We start from the raw sequence: 18151 nt of genomic DNA on the forward strand, positions 1-18151 counted from the left end.
CGCCGCCCGCGGGTCTCGACCGCTCGACCGTAAGCCTCGCCGCCCGCGGGTCTCGACCGCTACCGACCGTAAGTTTCGCCACCGTCCTTAACATTCTCCACCTCGCTTTGCCCCGGCCGTCGGCAACATCTGTATTTTGTCGCATCAGGAACGGCTGATCGTCGGTTCTTCGCAAGCCCTGCCAAAGTTAAAGTTAACCTTGAAGAAAGCACTTACAGCGAGGCTTTCTCGGCACGCATCTCTCCTAAAGGTGGGCTCATACATGAAGATGAAAAAGAAATCCGCGACGCTCCTGACGACGGGCATGGCGCTGACGCTGGCTTTGGCCGGCTGCGGCAACGGCAACAACAACGGCGCAGCGTCATCTGCGCCCGCGAGCGGCAGCGCATCCGCGCCTGCATCCAGCCAGGCCGCAAGCGCCGGCAACGGAGGCAGCGCCGTCGAGATCACGTTCTGGAACATGTTCGGCGGCGGCGAGGGCGACTTTGTCGACCAGATCATCAAGGGCTTCAACGATTCGCAAAAGGAAGTCGTCGTCAAGCAGCTTCGCCTGGAATCCAACGAGTATTACGCCAAGCTCGGCACGGCCCTCTCCTCCGGCAAGGGACCGGACGTCGCGGTGGCGCACGTCGATCGCATCTCGCCGTTCGTGAAGGCCAAGCAGATTGTGCCGGTCGACGAGCTCGCCTCCAAGGTCGGCTTTGATCTGTCGCAGATTACCTCCTCCAACCTGCAGAGCGTCACCTACGAGGGCAAGCCCTACGCCGTACCGCTCGACACGCACTTCCATATGTTCTACTACAACAAGGACCTGTTGAAAAAGGCGGATCTGCTGAACGAAGACGGCACGCCGAAGCTGGGCGAGATGACGCCGGAAGGGTTCGAGAAGACGCTCGCGCAAATCCAGTCCAAGGTGCCGGACATTCAGGCGCTGGCGGTCAATACGCCTTATTTCCAGGAGCCGTTCCTGAACTTGTACTACGAGGCGGGCGGAGACATCCTGAACGCCGACATGACCAAGGCCGCGATCAACAACGACAAGGCGCTGTCGGTGCTGAAGTTCTACATGGACGTGTATAAAAACAAATATGCCGACCTTAACGACAAGAACCCTTGGGACAGCTTCAGCAACGGCAAGGCGGCCTTCTGGTTCGGCGGCGTCTGGGAAGCGGGCGTGCTGCTCGGCGATGCGTCCAAAAACATCGGCGCGATGCCGCTGCCGCCGATCTTCGGCAGCCAGACGCACTGGGCCAGCTCGCATCTTCTCATCGTACCTTCCTATGTGTCCGCGGAGAAGCAGGAAGCGTCCGCAAAGTTCATGAAGTACTTCTCTGAAGTCGGCGGCTCGACTTGGGGCAAAGCGGGCCACGTACCGGCCAACGCCAACGTCACCGCGAGCGACGAATACAAGAGCCTGCCGTATCGCGACCAGTTCATCGAAGCGCAGAAGACGGTCAAGTTCGCGCCGCAGACGGATAAATACACGACAATCGTCACGACAATCTCCGAGTCGCTCCAGAACATCATCTTCGGCAGCGAGTCGCCGGAGGACGGTTTGAAAGACCTGGAAAAGCAGATTAACGAAGTGCTGGACAACTAAAAAAGCGCACGGGGGAGGGAGCTGCAAGGCGCGAAGGCGCCGGCGGCCTCCTCTTCCGTTTCACAGACAGAAGTACCGCATAAGGAGAATGCGAATGGAGACGCAAATCACTGCGCGCAAAGCCGCGGCGGCGCCAAGACGCGAGCCGCTGCGCCTGCGAACCGAATTCAGGGCCATCATGTATTTGATGCCCTTCCTGATCCCGTTCGCCGTATTTTATCTGTGGCCCGTCTATCGCGGGATATGGATGAGCCTTCACGTCTGGGGCATTCGGGGAATGGAGAAATACGTCGGCGCCGCAAACTACGAGAAGATTTTCAACAATCCCGATTTTTACCTCTATCTGTGGCATTCCTTTTACTTCGTATTGTTGTGTACGCCTACCGTCATCGTGCTAGGTTTGATCCTCGCCTTGATCATCAATCAGCGTATTCTATTCAGGACGGCTATCCGTTCCGCCTTTTTCCTGCCGTACGTTCTCTCCGTATCGGTCATCAGCTTCATCTGGCTGCATCTTTTCGACGCGAAAAACGGCCCGGTGAACGCGCTGCTCGGCTTGCTGGGCGCCGGTCATCCCAACTGGCTCACCGACCGCGGGCTCGTCTGGTGGGCGATTACGATCGTGACGGACTGGTGGACCGTCGGATTTGTCATGGTCCTGTTCCTGGCCGGCCTCCAGGAGATTCCACCCGATCATTACGAGGCGGCCAAGATCGACGGAGCGGGCGCCTGGCAGCGGTTCCGCCATATCACGATGCCCGGTCTGTCGAGCGTCATGAAGATTCAGATCTTCTATCAGGTGATCGGCAGTCTCAAGCTGTTCGGCCAGGTACAGATCATGACGGGCGGCGGACCCGGCGATTCGACGAATACGATGATCCGCTACATCTATGTGACCGGCTTCAAGAAGGACATGTTCGGACTCGCGTCCGCGCAATCGATCGTCTTCTGCGTCATCATGCTGATGATCGCCGCGATCCAGTTTAAATTGACCGACCGGAAAGACGGATGAGGAGAGATTCGCATGAAGAGGTGGCTTTTAAATATCGCGGCCGCGCTGCTGGCGCTGCTGTTCGTTTTTCCGCTCGTATGGATGCTGCTCGTCTCTCTGAAGCCCGACGGCACGACCGTGTATTCGCTGTCCGATTGGGTAGACTGGTCGGGCCTGAACGCGGACAACTACGCGAAGGTCATTCGCGATTCGCAAATTTTGCGCTGGACCTGGAACAGTGTCGTCATCGGCGTCCTCACGACGGTCATCGCCGTCCTGTTCAGCTCGCTGGCGGCCTTCGCGTTTTCCAAGCTGCCCTTCAGGACGCGCGGCCTCTTCTTCGTCCTGATCGCATCCGGCTTGCTCATTCCGACGGAGGCCATCCTGATCCCGCTCTACGAGACGGCGCTTCATCTCAAGCTGATCGACAATATCTGGGCCATCATCCTGCCGGGACTGACCAATCCGATCGGCATCCTGCTGCTCAAGCAATTCATGGACGGCGTGCCCAGGGACTATCTGGAGGCCGCGCAGATCGACGGCAGCCGCAGCTTCGGTCTGTGGTGGCGCGTGTGCCTGCCTTTGACGCGGTCGGCGATGATATCCGTCGGCATTTTCTACTTCATCTTATCGTGGAACAACTTCCTGTGGCCGTACCTGTCGATCACTTCGGCGGAAAACATGATTCTCTCGGCAGGGCTTCCGACCTTCTTGTCGAATAATACGATGTCCCTGAACTTGATCATGGCGGCGAGCGCGATCGCGGCTATCCCGACCATCATCGTATTCGTGCTGCTTCAACGGCACATCGTGCAAGGAGTATCCATGTCCGGCGTGAAGGGATAATCGCAGAGAAGAGGCTGCACGCATGAACCATGAACCCGACGCGCCTCTGTGGAGACGCGTTTTGTCGCCGATATTCATATGGAAAAGCAGCATGCGCGCAAAGTGGATGCTGCTTTTATTTCTGTTTTCTTTGACGCCGCTCGTGGTCATGGGAATTATTTCGTTTTCGATCTCCAGGTCCACGATCAACGAGAAGGCGACCGAGTATTCGGAGCATCTGCTCGATCAGACGGCCGACAATCTGGACACGCGTCTTGGCATTTACAAGGAAATGATGATGCAGGTGCTCGGCAACGCGGAGATCGTCTCCATGCTGCGCAAGCTCGACGACGCCGATCCCGCGCAGTACGACCTCGACAGCCTGTCGCTGACTACGAAGCTCTCGACCATTGTGGCGATCAACCAGGACGTGCAATCCATATCGTTCGTATCCAGGCAGCACTATATCAAAGGCATCTACCGCTGGAGCGAGCGGACGGAGCAGGCGGCGCGGCCCTTTTTGCAGACGCTCGAGGATGGCAGCAGCTTCCGCTGGTTTCCGACGCGCTACGGCACCTACGTGGACAGTCTGAATTCGCAGAGCACGTACGTCTTTTCGCTGGCCAAACAGCTTTATAAAATATCGGACGACAGCCCGCTCGGCATCGCGGCCGTGCTCGACATTCGCGAAGACGTCATCAAGGAGCTCGTCTCGAAGGCCGCGAGCAATAACCGGGACCTGCAGAGCTTCATCATCGACGGGGGCGGCCGGCTGGTCTCCTATCCGGACAACGCGATGATCGGCCGGTCCGTGACCGAGGTGCTCGGCGAGCGCGGCTATGCGCAGATTGCAGAGGCCAGCGCCGAGGAACTGAAGTTTCCGCTGACGTATCGGGGCAGCAAGCTTATCGTCAACGTCAAGAAGCTCACGACGAACGACTGGATGGTCGTCAACGTCATATCCAAGTCGGCGCTGTACCAGGACTCCGACAGGCTGCTGCAGATTATTCTGCTTATCGCGCTGTTCTGCATAGCCTTCTCGATCATCGCGGCCATCGTGCTCGCGGGCTCGATTACGAAGCCCATCCTCAAGATGATCCGGCTTATGAAACGCGTGATGGACGGCGAATTGTCGACGCGTTATCAGACGAAACGCAGGTACGACGAGTTCGACGAGCTGGGCAGCAACTTCAACGCGATGGTCGCGCGCATCGACGAGCTGCTGCATGCGGTCTATGTCGAGCAGGACCAGAAGCGGGTGGCGGAGCTGAAGGCGCTGCAGGCGCAAATCAATCCGCATTTCCTGTATAATACGCTTGATATCATTAAGTGGACGGCCTTGATACAAAAGGCGAATCACGCGGCCGAGATGGTCAGTCTGCTCTCCCGCCTGCTCCGCATCAGTCTGGGCAAAGGAGAAGAGACGGTGACCGTCGAGGAAGAGATAGAGCATGTCCAATGCTACCTGGGCATCCAGCAGTTCCGCTTCAACTTCAACATCGAGACGTCGATCGAGATGGCCGAGGAGGTCAGGCTGCTCCGCACGCCCAAGCTCATTTTGCAGCCGCTCATCGAGAACGCGATCATGCACGCCTTCGAAGGCCGCGAGAGCGGCGGCCGGATCGAGATCGCATGCGCCCGCGAGCCTGGCGGCGGCATCCTGTTCGAGATCGCGGACAACGGCGTCGGCATGGACCCGAAGGCGGCGCAGAAAATGCTCGAGCAGCCGGGAGACGGCAAGGACAAGCCGGGCGGGATCGGGCTGGCCAACGTCGACGAGCGGATCAAGCTCATCTGCGGGCAGGGATACGGAATCCGGATACAGAGCGAGCTGGGCGCAGGCACGCGGATTCGGATCCGGCTGCCCTTGATGACCTAGGAAGGAGGAAGCGGCATGCATCGCGTTATGATCGTCGAGGATGAGCCGATCGTCAGATACGGCATCCGGTCCATGATCGATTGGGACAAGATCGGGCTGCGGCTCGCGGGAGAGGCGGCCAACGGCAGGGAAGCGCTGGCCCTGATCGGGAATGAGCCGCCCGATATTCTGATCACGGATATCAAGATGCCCGTCATGGGCGGAATCGAGCTGATCGCGGAGGTGCGCAAGACCGCGCCGGACATGAAGATCATCATTCTCAGCAATCTCGAGGATTTTCAATATGCGAAGGAAGCGATCAAGCACGGCGTTTCCGAGTACCTGATCAAGTCGGACATGATGCCGCGCGACTTCGAGCAGGCGCTGCTGAACGTCAAGGACAAGCTGCACGCCTCTGCGCGCGGCGCCGAAGCATCCGATCCGCAGGCGGAGCGGCTCCGCAAGGAGCGGCTGCTGGCGGAGCTGGCGGACGGCGCGGCCTACGATCCTGCCGAATGCGACGAGCGCGCCCGGCTTGCAGGGTTGGCTCCGCCTCGCTCGGCCTGCGTGCTGCTCATCAGTCTGAATTCGACCGGTCAGGGGCAGGGCTTCGAGGAGCGGCAAGCGGCGGTCAGAGAGGCGATCGGCCGGATCTGGATGCCGGACGACGGCGACCATGAAGTCTTTGTCGACAAGCAGGGAGACATTTGCATCTTGTGCGATAGGGAGACGGATGGGGTTGGGACGGGACATGAACGCGCCAAGCGGCGGGCGGAGACGCTTATCGCCTTGCTCTCCGACGAATGCGGCTTGAAGGCGGCGATCGGTATCGGGGGCCGCGTCGGCGCATGGTCGGAATTGAAGGCGTCTTACGACCAGGCGGCGGGAGCGGCCAAGCAGAAAATGTTCCTCGGAAGCGGCCGCGTCATCGTCCATGGCGACGGCGGCAAGCGCGCGCCGGCGGAGCATGCGGAGCCGCTCCGCATCGGCACCAGCCAGATTCAGTCGATGGTATACGCCTTCCAATCCGCCGAGCTCGCGGCGTACCTGGATGCGCTGTTCGACCGGCTGTCCGTTCGCCGAGACCCCGATCTGGCGCATATCATTACCTTCGAGCTGCTCATGATCCTGACGACGCTGTGGCCGGACGTGGCGAACGACGACCGGCAGGTGACGGAGCTGAAAAAGCAGTATTACGACCAGCTGTCCAGACTCGAGACGGTCGAGGAGAGCAGAGTTTGGTTCAAGCAGTCGTTCGAGGCGCTGGTGCGGCATATTGCCGGGATGTACAACAGCGACCGCAACAGCATCGTCAAAGCGACGAATTACATCCGGCAGTTTTACGACAGGGAGATCTCGCTCCAATTCATAAGCGGCTTCGTGCACCTGAGCAAAAATTACTTCGCGAATTTGTTTAAAAAGGAAGTCGGCGAGAGCTTCCTGGAATATCTGACGCGGATTCGCATCGACAATGCCAAAGAGCTGCTGAGGCAAGAAATGAAGACCGGGGATGTCGGGAGCCTGGTCGGCATTCCGGACCCCAAGTATTTTTCGAAGGTGTTCAAGAAAATTACGGGCCTGTCTCCTTCGGAATACCGCGCTTTGCACCGGGACGCTTCGAACGACATCGGGCCGTGAGAATATGTAACCGTTTGCCGAATGGGGAAAAACGAATGAAAGGGGCGTGAATCTGTGGTACGAACGCGCACGGCATTGCCGGCAATCTCGCTGTGCCTGCTGCTGTCGGGCTGCTTCGGACCGTCCGGCGGCGACGTTCTGCCCGGGGCGAGCGGAGATGGCCCGGCGCCTGTGGTGCTGTCCTTCTGGAATCCGTTCGGCGGAGGGGAGGGCGAATTCGTCGAGCGCATCATCGGGGACTTCAACGCCTCGCAGGACGCCGTGTTCGTGAAGCAGCTTCGGCTCGAGTCCAACGAGTATTACGCCAGACTCGGTACCGCGCTCTCTTTCGGCAGCGGTCCCGACGTGGCCGTCGTCCATGCGGACCGACTGGCGCCGCTCGTCAAGGCGGGGCGCATATCGGAGCTCGACGGGCTGGCGGAGCAGGCCGGCTTTCGTTTCGAGGAGATCGACGCGTCGAACGTGCAAAGCGTCGTCTTCGGCGGGAAGCATTATGCGATTCCGCTGGATACGCATTTTCATATGCTGTACTACAACAAAGACATTCTGGCCAAAGCCGGCGCGCTCGGCGGGGACGATACGCCCGATCTGGGGGAAGCCACGCCGGAAGGATTCGTGCGGTTTTTGCGGCAGATTCGCGAACGGGTGCCGGACGTGCAGCCCTTTGCCGTGAACACGCCGTATTTCCAGGAGCCGTTTCTGGACCTGTACTACGAGGCGGGCGGCGATCTGCTCAGTCCGGACGGCACGCGGGCGGCGATCGCCGGCGACGCGGCCGTCCGGGTGCTTGCTTTTTATCAGCGGCTGTTCGCCGAAGGCTTAAGCGATCTGAACGACAAGACGCCCTGGGACTCCTTCGATAAAGGACGGGCGGGGCTGTGGTTCGGCGGCGTATGGGAAGCGGGGCATTACCTGGCCAACCCCGCCCTGAACGTAGGCATTATGCCGCTGCCGCCGATCTTCGGGAGCGACGTCCATTGGGGCAGCTCGCATACGCTGGCCATTCCGGCTTACGCGACCGGCGCGAAGCGGGACGCCGCCATGGCTTTTATCAAGTACTTTTCGGAGGTCGGCAGCGTTTTGTGGGGGGAAGCGGGACATATTCCGGCCAATACGGCCGTCATGACGAGCGCGGAATATCAGGCGCTGCCTTATCGCAAGCTATTCGTCCGATCGCAGCGGACCGTGAAGCCGGCGCCGAAAACGGACAAGTACGCAGCGTTGTTGACCGCCTTGTCGGAGGAGCTGCAGAGCATCATTCAAAACCGCACGGAACCGGCAAGCGGACTGGCGGCGGCGGAGCGGCGTCTGAACGAGATTTTGTCGAACTAAAAAACGGCGCTCCCGAACCGCCAAGCGGTCAGGGGGCGCCGTCTTCGTCGCGCGCTGCGACGGGAGACGAACGAGAAGGTTGATGGGCCGGAGCCTGCTCGATGGCAGGACGGCTATGCGGGCTTGCTGTGTCTGGGGTTCGTCTACCCGCGGATCGTAATGCCGTGATCGAAGCGCAGTCGGCAGCGGCGCCCGGGTTCGACCCCGGGGAACGACGCGTCCAATGACTCATGGCTTAATCTGTAATTAAACGCGTGCGGGCGCCGTCAAACGACAAATTGCGATTTCGATCAAAAAAGGGACTTTTATCCACGACTCTCGACTCAGCGCGGCGTCTCGCTCATGGCGACCGAGATCAGACGATCTTCGGCGTCGCTGAACCGGACGGTCACGAATACGCCGAATTCCCGGTCGGCCTGGCGGAGCCAAAGCTTGAATTTCTCCTCGCTGAGGCCGCCTCCGAGCTGCGTTCTGCCGATGTGCGAATAATCGACGAGCGCCGCCTTCGGATATTTGTCTTTGGTCTCCTTGATCGCGATCAGGCTCCACTTATGGTAGGAGGTGTCCGCGGCATCGGCATGTCCGGCGCGCAACGCCAAACCTGTACAGGCGGCGACTGCCAGCGTAGCGAGCAGGAAGCTCAGGCGGATCGTGCCCGTTACCTTCTTGGAATAGCGCAGATTCATCGTAGCTGCGACCTCCTTGATCATCGGTTGCCGACCGTACCATTATGCCCCAATCGAAGCGGATAATGCCCAGCGAATGGCGTGAATCTTAATGGATTAAAGATTGACATGGTTTAGTTGGACAAGCATAATATTGGTAAATAAATGGCGCGGGGAAGCGCCCCGTCAGAGCCGCGCACGGGTCCGTGTCGCTTTGACGGGGCGCTTTTTTCCTTAAAGGGAGCAGTGTGATGACTGGGCTGAACAAGAAAGACAAGGATGACAAGGATGACAAGAAAGAAAAGAAAGACGAGGAAGACAAGAAAGACACTGAAGCCAAGGAAAACACGAAAGCCAAGGAAAACACGAAAGCCAAGGAGAACACGAAAGCCAAGGAGAACACGAAAGCCAAGGAAAACACGAAAGCCAAGGAAAACACGAAAGCCAAGGAAAACACGAAAGCCAAGGAGAACACGAAAGCCAAGGGTAGCGAGGTTCGCGAGCAGGTCGTGACCTACGAGATCTACGCGGACATGCCGGACGACGGCAATCGCTACGAGATCTTCGACGGCAAGCTCGAGTTGATGTCCGGACCGAATATTTATCATCAGGCCATCAGCGGCAAGCTGCATCTGCTCTTACAAAGCTGTACCTCGGACTATATTGTGCTTTATTCGCCGCTGGATGTCATCCTCAGCAATACCAATGTCATGCAGCCGGATCTCGTGCTCGTCAGCAAGGACCGCTGGGACATCGTCAGCAAGCGCGGCGTGGAAGGGGCGCCCGATCTGGCCGTCGAGATCCTGTCCCCGGGCTCGCGCAAGCGGGATCGGGTGCGCAAGCATGCGGTCTACGAGAAGCACGGCGTATCCGAATACTGGATCGTCGACCCGACCGCCCGGACGCTGGAGCAGTTTTTGCTCGTCGACGGTCGCTACCGCGTAGGCGAGCTTTTCGAGGAGCAGGACCGGGTCGTTTCGGAGCGGTTCCCGTGCCTCTCCTTCGCAGTAGACGAGCTGTTCAAGGGCGACGTGCTGGAGCGGCTGGCATCGTTGAACTGATCGAAGCTGGTCGAGGCTGATCAAAGTTGATCGAAGGCTGGCGTACCGCCATTTATTTCATGGACGCCGCTAGCCGGAGGCTTTTTTTGACAACTCGCCTACTTCGCAACCGCAAACCGCAGGACCGTCCGCAGCTTCTCCGGCGCCGTCCTGCGCGGATCGGACAGATAAATCTCGCGATGCAGCCTCGACGCGCGCCGATAGCCTGCCTCCGCGCAGAATGCCTCCATCCTCGCGAAGCTGGCAGGTTCCTCCTCGAAGCTGCCGGTATGCATCATTTGACAGCTCGGGCCGTCCGCCATCGTGATGAATTTCAGCCGATCGAGTGGCGCGTTTGGTTTATTTGCCGCCGTCTTTTCGACGAAATACCGGAATCCGTCCTCCGTCAAAAAGTCGGGCTGGCGAATCATAATCGTGTATTTCCAATTGTTTTTGTCCGTGGATGGCTTCGTCAAGTCGACGAGGCCCCATACGCCCTCGAGCGGATAGACCGTATAATCGTAGTACCCGGCAGGCGCATCGCTTCCTTTATACGACATTTTGACCGCGTAGCTCAGCGCGTACAGCGCCTCCGTCTCCAGTGCGAACGCGGGACGGTTCGGATCCCCCTCGCCTTCGATCGCGACGAAGGACATGGCGGGCACGTCGAGAATGACGGGCTCGCCCTTGGGCAGATAGAGCGCTTTGTCTTGCTTCTTATAGTCGATTTTGGCGGTCATGAGCGGGCCTCCCCGGTTTTAATAACCATATATTGCGGTATCTTCGGTGACAACAGGCTGTCAGTGGCAGTTTTGACATCGGCGGGACTGGACAATTCCGAGCTGCGATCGGTACACTTGGCTTAGAGCGGCTAAGCCGGGACCAGATTCGATAGAGCAGGGAGACCGCATCCAATGAGATTTTCGATACAATACCTGTCGTTCTTCGTCATTCAGTCGGAAAGCGACAAGGAGACGGACACGAACAAGCGATACAAGCATTATCAAACGCTGGATCACTACGACTATGAGGACAGCGAGGTCAAGTCGTTTCTCGACGAGGAGTTCGCGCGGATCGCCAAGCGCAAGGCCGACATCAACCCGGACACCGCCGCGGCGCCGACCAAGATCGGCCGCTTCATCATGGAGCCGGGGCAGGAGCCCGAGAGCAACCCGAATTACAACCTGTTCCAGCGGCTGCGCGTGGCCACGACCAAGGAACAATTCCACTATGCGTGCGACGACGTGCTGCGGAGCTACATGGACACGAGCGCGGTGCGCGGGGGCGCGTTTATCGTGGCGGCGGCCAAGGTGAACGAGCTGTTCGACGAGCCGTTCGTATTCGTGCTGAAGTGCGACTTCGAGTCCAAGATCGCCCGCATCTCCGACGAGCGCAGCCTGATCTCCAAGGTCGACATGGCCATCAGCGCGCGCAACATCAAGTCGATTCAGTATCCCCACATGCCGGAGGAGGGGATGCTCGAGCCGTACGAGCTGAAGATTCATCAGGCGTCGCATGCGCGTTATTTCGAGGATTTCTTGAAGTACGTTTCGTACGAAAAGTCGAAGCCTGAGATCGTGAACGATCAGGTCCTGGGACTTGTGCAGGAATATATGGAGCGCAAGTGGTCGGGAGACGGCACGGAAGGCGAGACGGGCTATGCGGCGGACGGGGAAGCGGGAGCGATGGGCGGCCCGGGCGCCTTGCAGGACGGCGGGATGGCCGGCGCTTACGGGACCGGCGCGGACGCTGCCAGCGGCTACGGCGAGTACGAGGCGATCCGCCAGCGAGATCCGGCCGCGGATATGGGCTATGGCGCGCCCGGCTATGGTGCGGGGGGGTACGATGAAGCCGGCCTGAGCGGCGGCGCATACGCCGGCCAAGGTGGCGACGGCTACGGCGGCGGCCAGGGCGGCGGCGGATATGGAGGCGGAGGCGGCGGCATATCACGGGCGGCCCGCGGCAGCGGCAGCTGGGCGCAGGAGGCGCGCGAGTTCGAGATGTGGGCGGCCGGCGACAAGCGGCAGCTGCAAGAAAAGTGGACGCACGAAGACGTCATGGGCGCGACCGCCCATATCGTGGAGTATCAGCCGGATCTGGAGCTGAAGTTCAAGGCCGACGATATTGCCGTCCGGGCCAAGATGAGCGACTACGGCGATTCGATCCATATCGCCCGCATGAACGGCAAGTACGTGCTGTTGATCGAAGCCGACGGCCTGCACTTCGAGAAAGGCATGTCCCCGATCGAGCTGCTGCATCCCGAGGACATCGAGCAAGTGCTGGCCCGCATGCGCGGTCGTCCGCGCCCGGGACATTAAGACGTTAACTTTAGGCAATGGTTTGGGCGTGCCGTCGGGGTTACGATGCAGGGCGAGCGTTGTGCTTGCGAGAGTGCGGGTGCGAGGCGGATAGCGGCAGTTTTTGCCACTATGGGGCCGCGAGAGTATGGGGCCGTGAGAGCGTGGGGTCGTGAGAGCGTGGGGTCGTAAGAGCGTGGGTGCGAAGTCGATAGCGGCAATTTTTGCCGCTATGGGTCGCGAGAGTATGGGTGTGAGTCGGATAGCGGCAATTTTTGCCGCTATGGGTCGCGAGAGTATGGGTGTGAGTCGGATAGCGGCAATTTTTGCCGCTATGAGGTCGCGAGAGCGTGGGTACGAGTCGGATAGCGGCAATTTTTGCCGCTATGGGGCCGTGAGAGTGTAGGTGCGAAGCGCATAGCGGCAATTTTTGCCGCTATGGGTCGCGAGAGTATGGGTGCGAGGCAGATAGCGGCAGTTTTTGCCGCTATGGGGCCGTGAGAGTATGGGTGCGAGCCGGATAGGCAATATACCAAAATCATTTAAGGCTAAGTCGAGGTATGTTTGTGAACATAGCGGATATCGCGCTGTTTAAAGGACTGTCCAACGTGGATCTGGCCAAGGTGCTCGGGCGGCTGGAACGGCGTACGCTGCGGGCGGACGAGACGCTGTTTAGTGCAGGCGACCCGGGGGACGGCATGTACGTCGTGCTGCGCGGGCAGATCGCGCTCTATATAGAGACGGATGAAGGCGCGCGGCGGGCGCTGACCGTATTGCAAGAGGGGGACATGCTCGGCGAGATGGCGCTCCTGACCGGCGAGCCGCGCAGCGCGACCGCCGTCGCCGCCGCCGAGACGGAGCTTTTCGAGATCGGCGAAGAGACGTTCCGGCAGCTGATCGAGGAGCATGCGGTGCTGTCGGCTTATTTTATACGTCTGCTGTCGGGCAGGCTGACGCAGACGAACGCGCGGCTGACGGAGACGCGCGAGGCGGAGACTGCACGCATCCGGCAGCAGGCGGCACGATGGCCGGCCGAGGTCGCGGACGCCATGCTCGCGGCGGCTGCGCTGCCGTTTGCGGACAAGCCGCTGTTGGAGCAATTGGCTGGGCTCCGTTCCTTCGACGCCGCGCTGGAAGCGGATGCGGACCTCCGCGCCATGATCCGTCAGGATCCGGACCGCGCCGCACGCGTCTCTGTCATGCCGGCAGTCCGAGCCGTGCTGACAGAGCTTTACGTCGAGCGACACGGGCACGGCGCTCGCACGCAATTAACGCATGAAGCCGCGCAGTATTATGCGTCGGCGGAGGATACGGTCGCAGCCGCCGCAGTACTGGCAGACGGCGGAGCTTGGGCGGAGCTGTTCGCGCTGCTGGACGCCGCTGCAGCCGGCACATCGCCAAGCGCAAAACAAGCGGCAGCGCCTTCAAGCGGCCGGGCCGCCGGCGTATCCGGCCATGGCGCGGTCGGCACATCGCCAATCGCAAAACAAGCGGCAGCGCCTTCAAGCGGCCGGGCCGCCGGCGTATCCGGCCATGGCGCGGCCGGCACATCGCCAAGTGCAAACGAAGCCGCAGCGTCGGCTCGCTCCCAGACCGCCGCAGCGCTGGAAGCTGCTGCCAAGCCGCCGTCAGACCGCGGCGATGCCGGCGGGGCCGCGCAACCTCCTTCCGCGTCGGCCGCCGCGCCCCGGCAGCGCTTTCCGCTCGCGGACCTGCTGGCACGCTGCCCCGACGAGCTGCTGTTCGGCCGTCCAGGCTTGTTTGCCGCCTATCTGGACGATTGTCTCGCGCGCGGACGCGAAGAGGGATATGTCCGGTTCGAGGCCGCGCTGGAGATGGCGTCCGCACGCTTTGAGCCTGCGCAGACCGCGGCCCTGTACGCTTGGGGAGCCGAGTGGTGCAGGCAGGCGGGCCGTCCGCACAAAGCGCTGGAATATATGCGGCTCGCCGAGTCCCTTCCGGGCACCGAGCCGGAGAGCGCGGAACAAGGCCTGCGCTTGGCCAGGGAGAAGCTGCGGGACGAGCAGAACAAAAGGCTCGTCGAGCAGGCGAGCGCGCTATTGGGCGGAGGCCGGCTCCCGTGGCTCGCCGGCATCCTGCTGGCGCTGAGCGGCTTGCTGTATTTCCACTTCGCCGATCCGTTTGCCGGACTGACCCGGCAGGGGATGGACTTTATCGGCATCGGCATCGCCGCAGTCGTCATGTGGATCGTGCGCGTCGTGCCGGACTACCTCGTCGCGCTATTCATGGCGATGCTGTGGGTGGCGGGCGGCGTCGCCGAGCCGTCGGTCGCGCTGTCCGGCTTTGCCTCGCCAAGCTGGCTCTACATGCTGTTCATTTTGGCGTTGGGCGCGGCGATTACGAAGTCCGGCCTGCTGTACCGCTTTTCCCTGCTTGCGCTGAAGCTGTTCCCCGCGAGCTACCGCGGGCAGTTCTGGGGGATTATCGCGAGCGGCGCGCTGCTGAATCCGCTGATTCCCTCCTCTTCGGCGAAGGTCGGACTCGGCGTGCCGATCGCCCGCACGCTGTCCGAAGCGATGGGTTTCGCTGACCGCTCGCGCGGAATGGCGGGCCTGTCGCTTACGGCGATGGTGTTCTACGGCTTCACGGCGCCGTTCGTGCTGACGGGCTCCTACACCAACGTGATGGCGCTGGGCATGGCCGGCGGAACGAACGGCGTAAGCTGGTTCCAATGGCTGATCTACGCCCTGCCGGCCTTTCTCGTCTTTGGCGGATCGATGGCGGGCTACATGGCCTGGACCTTTCGCCGGCGGGAGCCTGGACGCCCGATCCGCCGGGAGGTGCTCGACGATCAGCTGAAGCTGATCGGGCGGTGGACCCGGAGCGAGCGGGTAACGGCGGCGGCCGCGCTCGGGTCGATCGCGCTGCTCATTCTGCAGCCGCTGCACGGCTTGGACTATGCCTGGGTTATGCTGCTCGGCTTTGCGGCGCTGGTCGTATTCGGCGTACTCGACGGACAGACGCTGAAAACAGGCATCGACTGGCCGTTTCTGCTGTTTATCGGCGTCGCCTTCAGCTTCGCCGAGGTGGCCGAGCGCGTCGGCGTCGTGGAAGCGATGTCTGACGTGCTCGGCGCGCGGATGGCTGCTTTTTCCGGCTCGCCGACGCTGTTTCTCGTCTCGGTCGTGCTGCTGTCGTTTCTCGTGACGCTGATCGTCCGGGACGACGCGGCCGTCATTTTGCTCGTCGTGTCGACCGCGGGCCTGGCGGCGCAGGCAGGCATCCACCCTTGGGTGCTCGTGTTTGTGATTCTTCTGTCGACCGATCCGTTCTTTTTCGCCTATCAATCCCCGACCTATCTGACCGGCTACTATAGCGCGGAAGGCCGCTCGTTTACGCATCGCCAGGGCCAGCTGACCGCGCTCGGCTACGGCCTAGCGGTACTGCTGCTGACCGTCGCCTGCGTGCCCTATTGGAAATGGCTCGGGCTAATCGGTCACGGCGGGTGAGCGACGCCGTTCCTTCCCGGCTGTCGTTCCTGAACTTGGTCGTAGGACGGCGTCGCCTCCGGGCGTTATAATAGCTTTATAGAAATAGATGGACGATAAAAGGGGCTGACGGACATGGGCGACAAAGAGGCCGGTCCAGCGCCGGCGCGCCGCGCCTACAGCCTGCAGCCAGGCGAAGGACGGCTGGAACGCGCCTTCGCCGGAGACCAAGGGCCGTGGCGCGGCGCAATCGCGGGTCTATGGATCGCGGGGGGCGCCGCAGCGGGCGCGGGCATGCTGGGCGCGCCGACGGGCTTCGGAACGCCGGTCGATCTCCTGTCGGCGGTGTCCGCGCATACGGGGGCCTTTGCTTTATTTTCGCTTTTCGCCGCATGGGCCTTGACGTTCGTCCCCCGGCTGTCCGGTCCGTTCGCGACGGTTGGCGGTCTGCTTTATACGGGCGCGCTCGTCTTTTTTTTGCTGTTTTTCAGCGATATGGGCGTTATTCTATCGCTTCTATTGGCATGCGCATATACGCTCGCCGCCGCCGGAACGGGCTGGCTGCTTGCCGCAGCGTTCGCGCGGGAGACCGGCAAGCGCCGGCGATACGCCTCTATTTTGGCGCTGGTGCTATTGGCCGGCGCGGTTGCCTGGGCGGCGGATCCTTCCCTTCTGCGGCCGGATTGGCCGGTTCGCTTTTCGATGGACGATGCCGATTCCGCGGCCGACGCGGGCGAAGGGAGCGCAGGGGACGCCGATGGCGCCGAGAGCGTCTTTCTTCCACTAACGACGGGCGATCCGTCGCTGCCCGGCAGCTTCGCGTTCGACGCCTTCACATACGGAAGCGGAACCGACCGTCGCCCTGAGTTCGGCAAGGAAGCGCAGCTGATCTCGGAGCCGGTGGACGCGTCCGCCTATTTGAAGGACTGGCCGCTTCTTCGCAAATGGTACTGGGGGTTCGGTCCGAAGACGCTTCCGTTAAACGGGCGCGTGTGGATGCCGCGCGGAGAAGGCGCCTTTCCGCTCGTGTTGATCGTTCACGGCAATCATGCGATGGAGGATTATTCGGACGGGGGCTACGCCTATCTGGGCGAGCAGCTCGCCAGCCGCGGCTACATCGCCGTATCGGTCGACGAGAACTTCCTTAATTACTCCGTCTGGTCAGGCATCCCGGATGAGGATATGAAGCTGAGAGCCTGGATGCTGCTTCGGCATATCGGCCAACTGCGGGACTATAACGAAGATAGCGACACTCCGTTCTACGGCAAGGTGGATCTGCAAAAAATTTCTCTCGTCGGCCACTCGCGAGGCGGGCAAGCGGTCGCCATGGCGGCGGACCGGGACGAATGGTTCGATGGCGATGCTTCTTTGCTTTCGGCGTCGGACTATCGGATCGTATCGATCGCGGCGATCGCGCCGACCGATACCGTCGTGGACGGAAAGCAGCCGCGGCTGCGCAACATTTCTTATCTGACGCTGCAGGGTGCGTCCGATGCCGATATCAACGATTTTTTCGGCGATCGGCAATATTCGCGCACGACGTTTTCGGCGGGAGGGACAGGGCAAGCCGGTTCGGCGTTCAAAGCGTCCCTCTACATAGAGGGCGCGAACCACGGGCAATTTAACGAAAGCTGGGGCCAGCGCGACAGCTCGCTGCCGGCGGGGCTTTTTCTCCGCAAGCCCGCGCTTCCGGGAGAGGCGCAGCGGACGATCGCCAAGGGCTACCTGACCGCCTTTATGGAAGTGACGCTCGGCGGAGACGGCGCCTACATGCCGCTATTCGAAGATTATCGCTCGGCGAGCGCCTATCTTCCGGCTACGCGCTATGTCAGCCGTTACGAAAGCGATGCCTTTATGGCGTTGGCGCGGTTCGACGGCGAAGATGCCGTTCCCGCGCATCCCGGCGCAGGCATATCGGGAGCGTCCGAAGGCGTGACTGCAGAAGTCACCGAAGCGCTGGACAGGCAGCGGCACGGCAAGGGTACGCACGGGCTCGCGTTGCGGTGGGCAACCGACGGCTCATATACGATGACGTGGGGGAAAGTCTTTGCGACCGGCGCTTCCACAAACGGCAAAGCCGCGCTCGCCTTTGCGATGGCCGATCTGTCCCGCGACCTCAAGGGACAAAGCGGAACGATTCACGCAGCGGCGATACGGATCGGCCTGACGGACGCGAACGGAATCTATGTCGAGCTGCCGCTCTCGGATTTCGCCTCGCCGCAGCCGCTTTTTCGCGCCTCGATTACCCGTCTGGGTCCGCTGGAGTCTCTTGTTGACGACGGAAAGTACCGGGAGCCGTACGAGCCGGTATTCCAAACCTATCGATTGCCGCTTGGCGCCTGGACGGAGGCGAATCCGTCATTCGAGCCGGGTACCCTGAGCGGAATCTCGTTCGTGCTGAGCGGCGGTCCGGTAAAAGTCATGCTGGACGATATCGGTATCAGCCCCTTTTGACT

12 protein-coding genes and 1 pseudogene are annotated in these 18151 nt (G+C 61.0%); 11 read left to right on the forward strand and 2 right to left on the reverse strand.

Annotated elements, in window-relative coordinates; translation table 11 throughout:
- The first annotated feature begins 262 nt into the window (after positions 1-262).
- From KB449_RS34575 to KB449_RS34600, 6 genes are all read left to right on the forward strand, one after another.
- Positions 263-1600: an ABC transporter substrate-binding protein gene (locus tag KB449_RS34575; RefSeq protein WP_282912977.1), complete on the forward strand. Its 1338-nt coding sequence runs from the start codon at positions 263-265 to the stop codon at positions 1598-1600.
- A gap of 94 nt (positions 1601-1694) precedes the next feature.
- Positions 1695-2612: a carbohydrate ABC transporter permease gene (locus KB449_RS34580; RefSeq protein WP_282912978.1), complete on the forward strand. Its 918-nt coding sequence runs from the start codon at positions 1695-1697 to the stop codon at positions 2610-2612.
- 12 nt (positions 2613-2624) lie between these two features.
- Positions 2625-3437, forward strand: a complete 813-nt coding sequence (locus KB449_RS34585; protein WP_282912979.1) for a carbohydrate ABC transporter permease — start codon at positions 2625-2627, stop codon at positions 3435-3437.
- Between the two features lie 22 nt (positions 3438-3459).
- Positions 3460-5295 (forward strand): sensor histidine kinase, encoded by a 1836-nt coding sequence (locus tag KB449_RS34590; protein ID WP_282912980.1) that lies wholly within the window; start codon positions 3460-3462, stop codon positions 5293-5295.
- Between the two features lie 15 nt (positions 5296-5310).
- Positions 5311-6912: a response regulator gene (locus KB449_RS34595; protein WP_282912981.1), complete on the forward strand. Its 1602-nt coding sequence runs from the start codon at positions 5311-5313 to the stop codon at positions 6910-6912.
- A 54-nt stretch (positions 6913-6966) separates the two neighbouring features.
- Positions 6967-8244: an ABC transporter substrate-binding protein gene (locus KB449_RS34600; protein ID WP_282912982.1), complete on the forward strand. Its 1278-nt coding sequence runs from the start codon at positions 6967-6969 to the stop codon at positions 8242-8244.
- Positions 8245-8567: 323 nt separating this feature from the next.
- Here KB449_RS34600 and KB449_RS34605 read toward each other — a convergent pair whose 3' ends face one another.
- Complete coding sequence (locus KB449_RS34605; RefSeq protein ID WP_282912983.1) at positions 8568-8930, reverse strand: DUF3889 domain-containing protein; 363 nt, start codon at positions 8928-8930, stop codon at positions 8568-8570.
- A gap of 230 nt (positions 8931-9160) precedes the next feature.
- On the opposite strand from KB449_RS34605, the gene KB449_RS34610 reads away from it, so the two are divergent.
- Entirely contained in the window at positions 9161-9970 is an 810-nt protein-coding gene (locus tag KB449_RS34610; protein WP_282912984.1) for a Uma2 family endonuclease, read from the forward strand.
- A 98-nt stretch (positions 9971-10068) separates the two neighbouring features.
- Here KB449_RS34610 and KB449_RS34615 read toward each other — a convergent pair whose 3' ends face one another.
- The gene (locus tag KB449_RS34615; protein ID WP_282912985.1) at positions 10069-10689 is read right to left on the reverse strand and encodes a GyrI-like domain-containing protein; all 621 of its coding nucleotides are present in this window, start codon (positions 10687-10689) and stop codon (positions 10069-10071) included.
- A gap of 174 nt (positions 10690-10863) precedes the next feature.
- Here KB449_RS34615 and KB449_RS34620 point away from each other — a divergent pair.
- The 4 genes and pseudogenes from KB449_RS34620 to KB449_RS34635 all read left to right on the forward strand — a co-directional run.
- Positions 10864-11595, forward strand: a pseudogene (locus KB449_RS34620) (DUF3900 domain-containing protein); the annotation flags it as partial.
- A 159-nt stretch (positions 11596-11754) separates the two neighbouring features.
- Positions 11755-12267 carry a DUF3900 domain-containing protein gene (locus KB449_RS36765; protein WP_488192484.1) on the forward strand — a complete coding sequence of 171 codons (513 nt, stop codon included), beginning with the start codon at positions 11755-11757 and terminating at the stop codon, positions 12265-12267.
- A gap of 545 nt (positions 12268-12812) precedes the next feature.
- A complete protein-coding gene (locus KB449_RS34630; RefSeq protein WP_282912986.1) occupies positions 12813-15716 on the forward strand; it encodes an SLC13 family permease in 2904 nt (967 codons plus the stop codon).
- Between the two features lie 114 nt (positions 15717-15830).
- Complete coding sequence (locus tag KB449_RS34635; RefSeq protein WP_282912987.1) at positions 15831-18149, forward strand: alpha/beta hydrolase family protein; 2319 nt, start codon at positions 15831-15833, stop codon at positions 18147-18149.
- The last annotated feature ends 2 nt before the right edge of the window (positions 18150-18151 follow it).

The organism is Cohnella hashimotonis, from assembly GCF_030014955.1.
Lineage (GTDB): Bacteria > Bacillota > Bacilli > Paenibacillales > Paenibacillaceae > Cohnella > Cohnella hashimotonis.

Coding starts and splice junctions, on each gene's coding strand:
- KB449_RS36765 (WP_488192484.1), top strand. CDS start 11,755: ATGGGCTATGGCGCGCCCGGCTATGGTGCGGGGGGGTACGATGAAGCC.
- KB449_RS34575 (WP_282912977.1), top strand. CDS start 263: ATGAAGATGAAAAAGAAATCCGCGACGCTCCTGACGACGGGCATGGCG.
- KB449_RS34615 (WP_282912985.1), bottom strand. CDS start 10,689: ATGACCGCCAAAATCGACTATAAGAAGCAAGACAAAGCGCTCTATCTG.
- KB449_RS34580 (WP_282912978.1), top strand. CDS start 1,695: ATGGAGACGCAAATCACTGCGCGCAAAGCCGCGGCGGCGCCAAGACGC.
- KB449_RS34605 (WP_282912983.1), bottom strand. CDS start 8,930: ATGAATCTGCGCTATTCCAAGAAGGTAACGGGCACGATCCGCCTGAGC.
- KB449_RS34635 (WP_282912987.1), top strand. CDS start 15,831: ATGGGCGACAAAGAGGCCGGTCCAGCGCCGGCGCGCCGCGCCTACAGC.
- KB449_RS34610 (WP_282912984.1), top strand. CDS start 9,161: ATGACTGGGCTGAACAAGAAAGACAAGGATGACAAGGATGACAAGAAA.
- KB449_RS34590 (WP_282912980.1), top strand. CDS start 3,460: ATGAACCATGAACCCGACGCGCCTCTGTGGAGACGCGTTTTGTCGCCG.
- KB449_RS34595 (WP_282912981.1), top strand. CDS start 5,311: ATGCATCGCGTTATGATCGTCGAGGATGAGCCGATCGTCAGATACGGC.
- KB449_RS34585 (WP_282912979.1), top strand. CDS start 2,625: ATGAAGAGGTGGCTTTTAAATATCGCGGCCGCGCTGCTGGCGCTGCTG.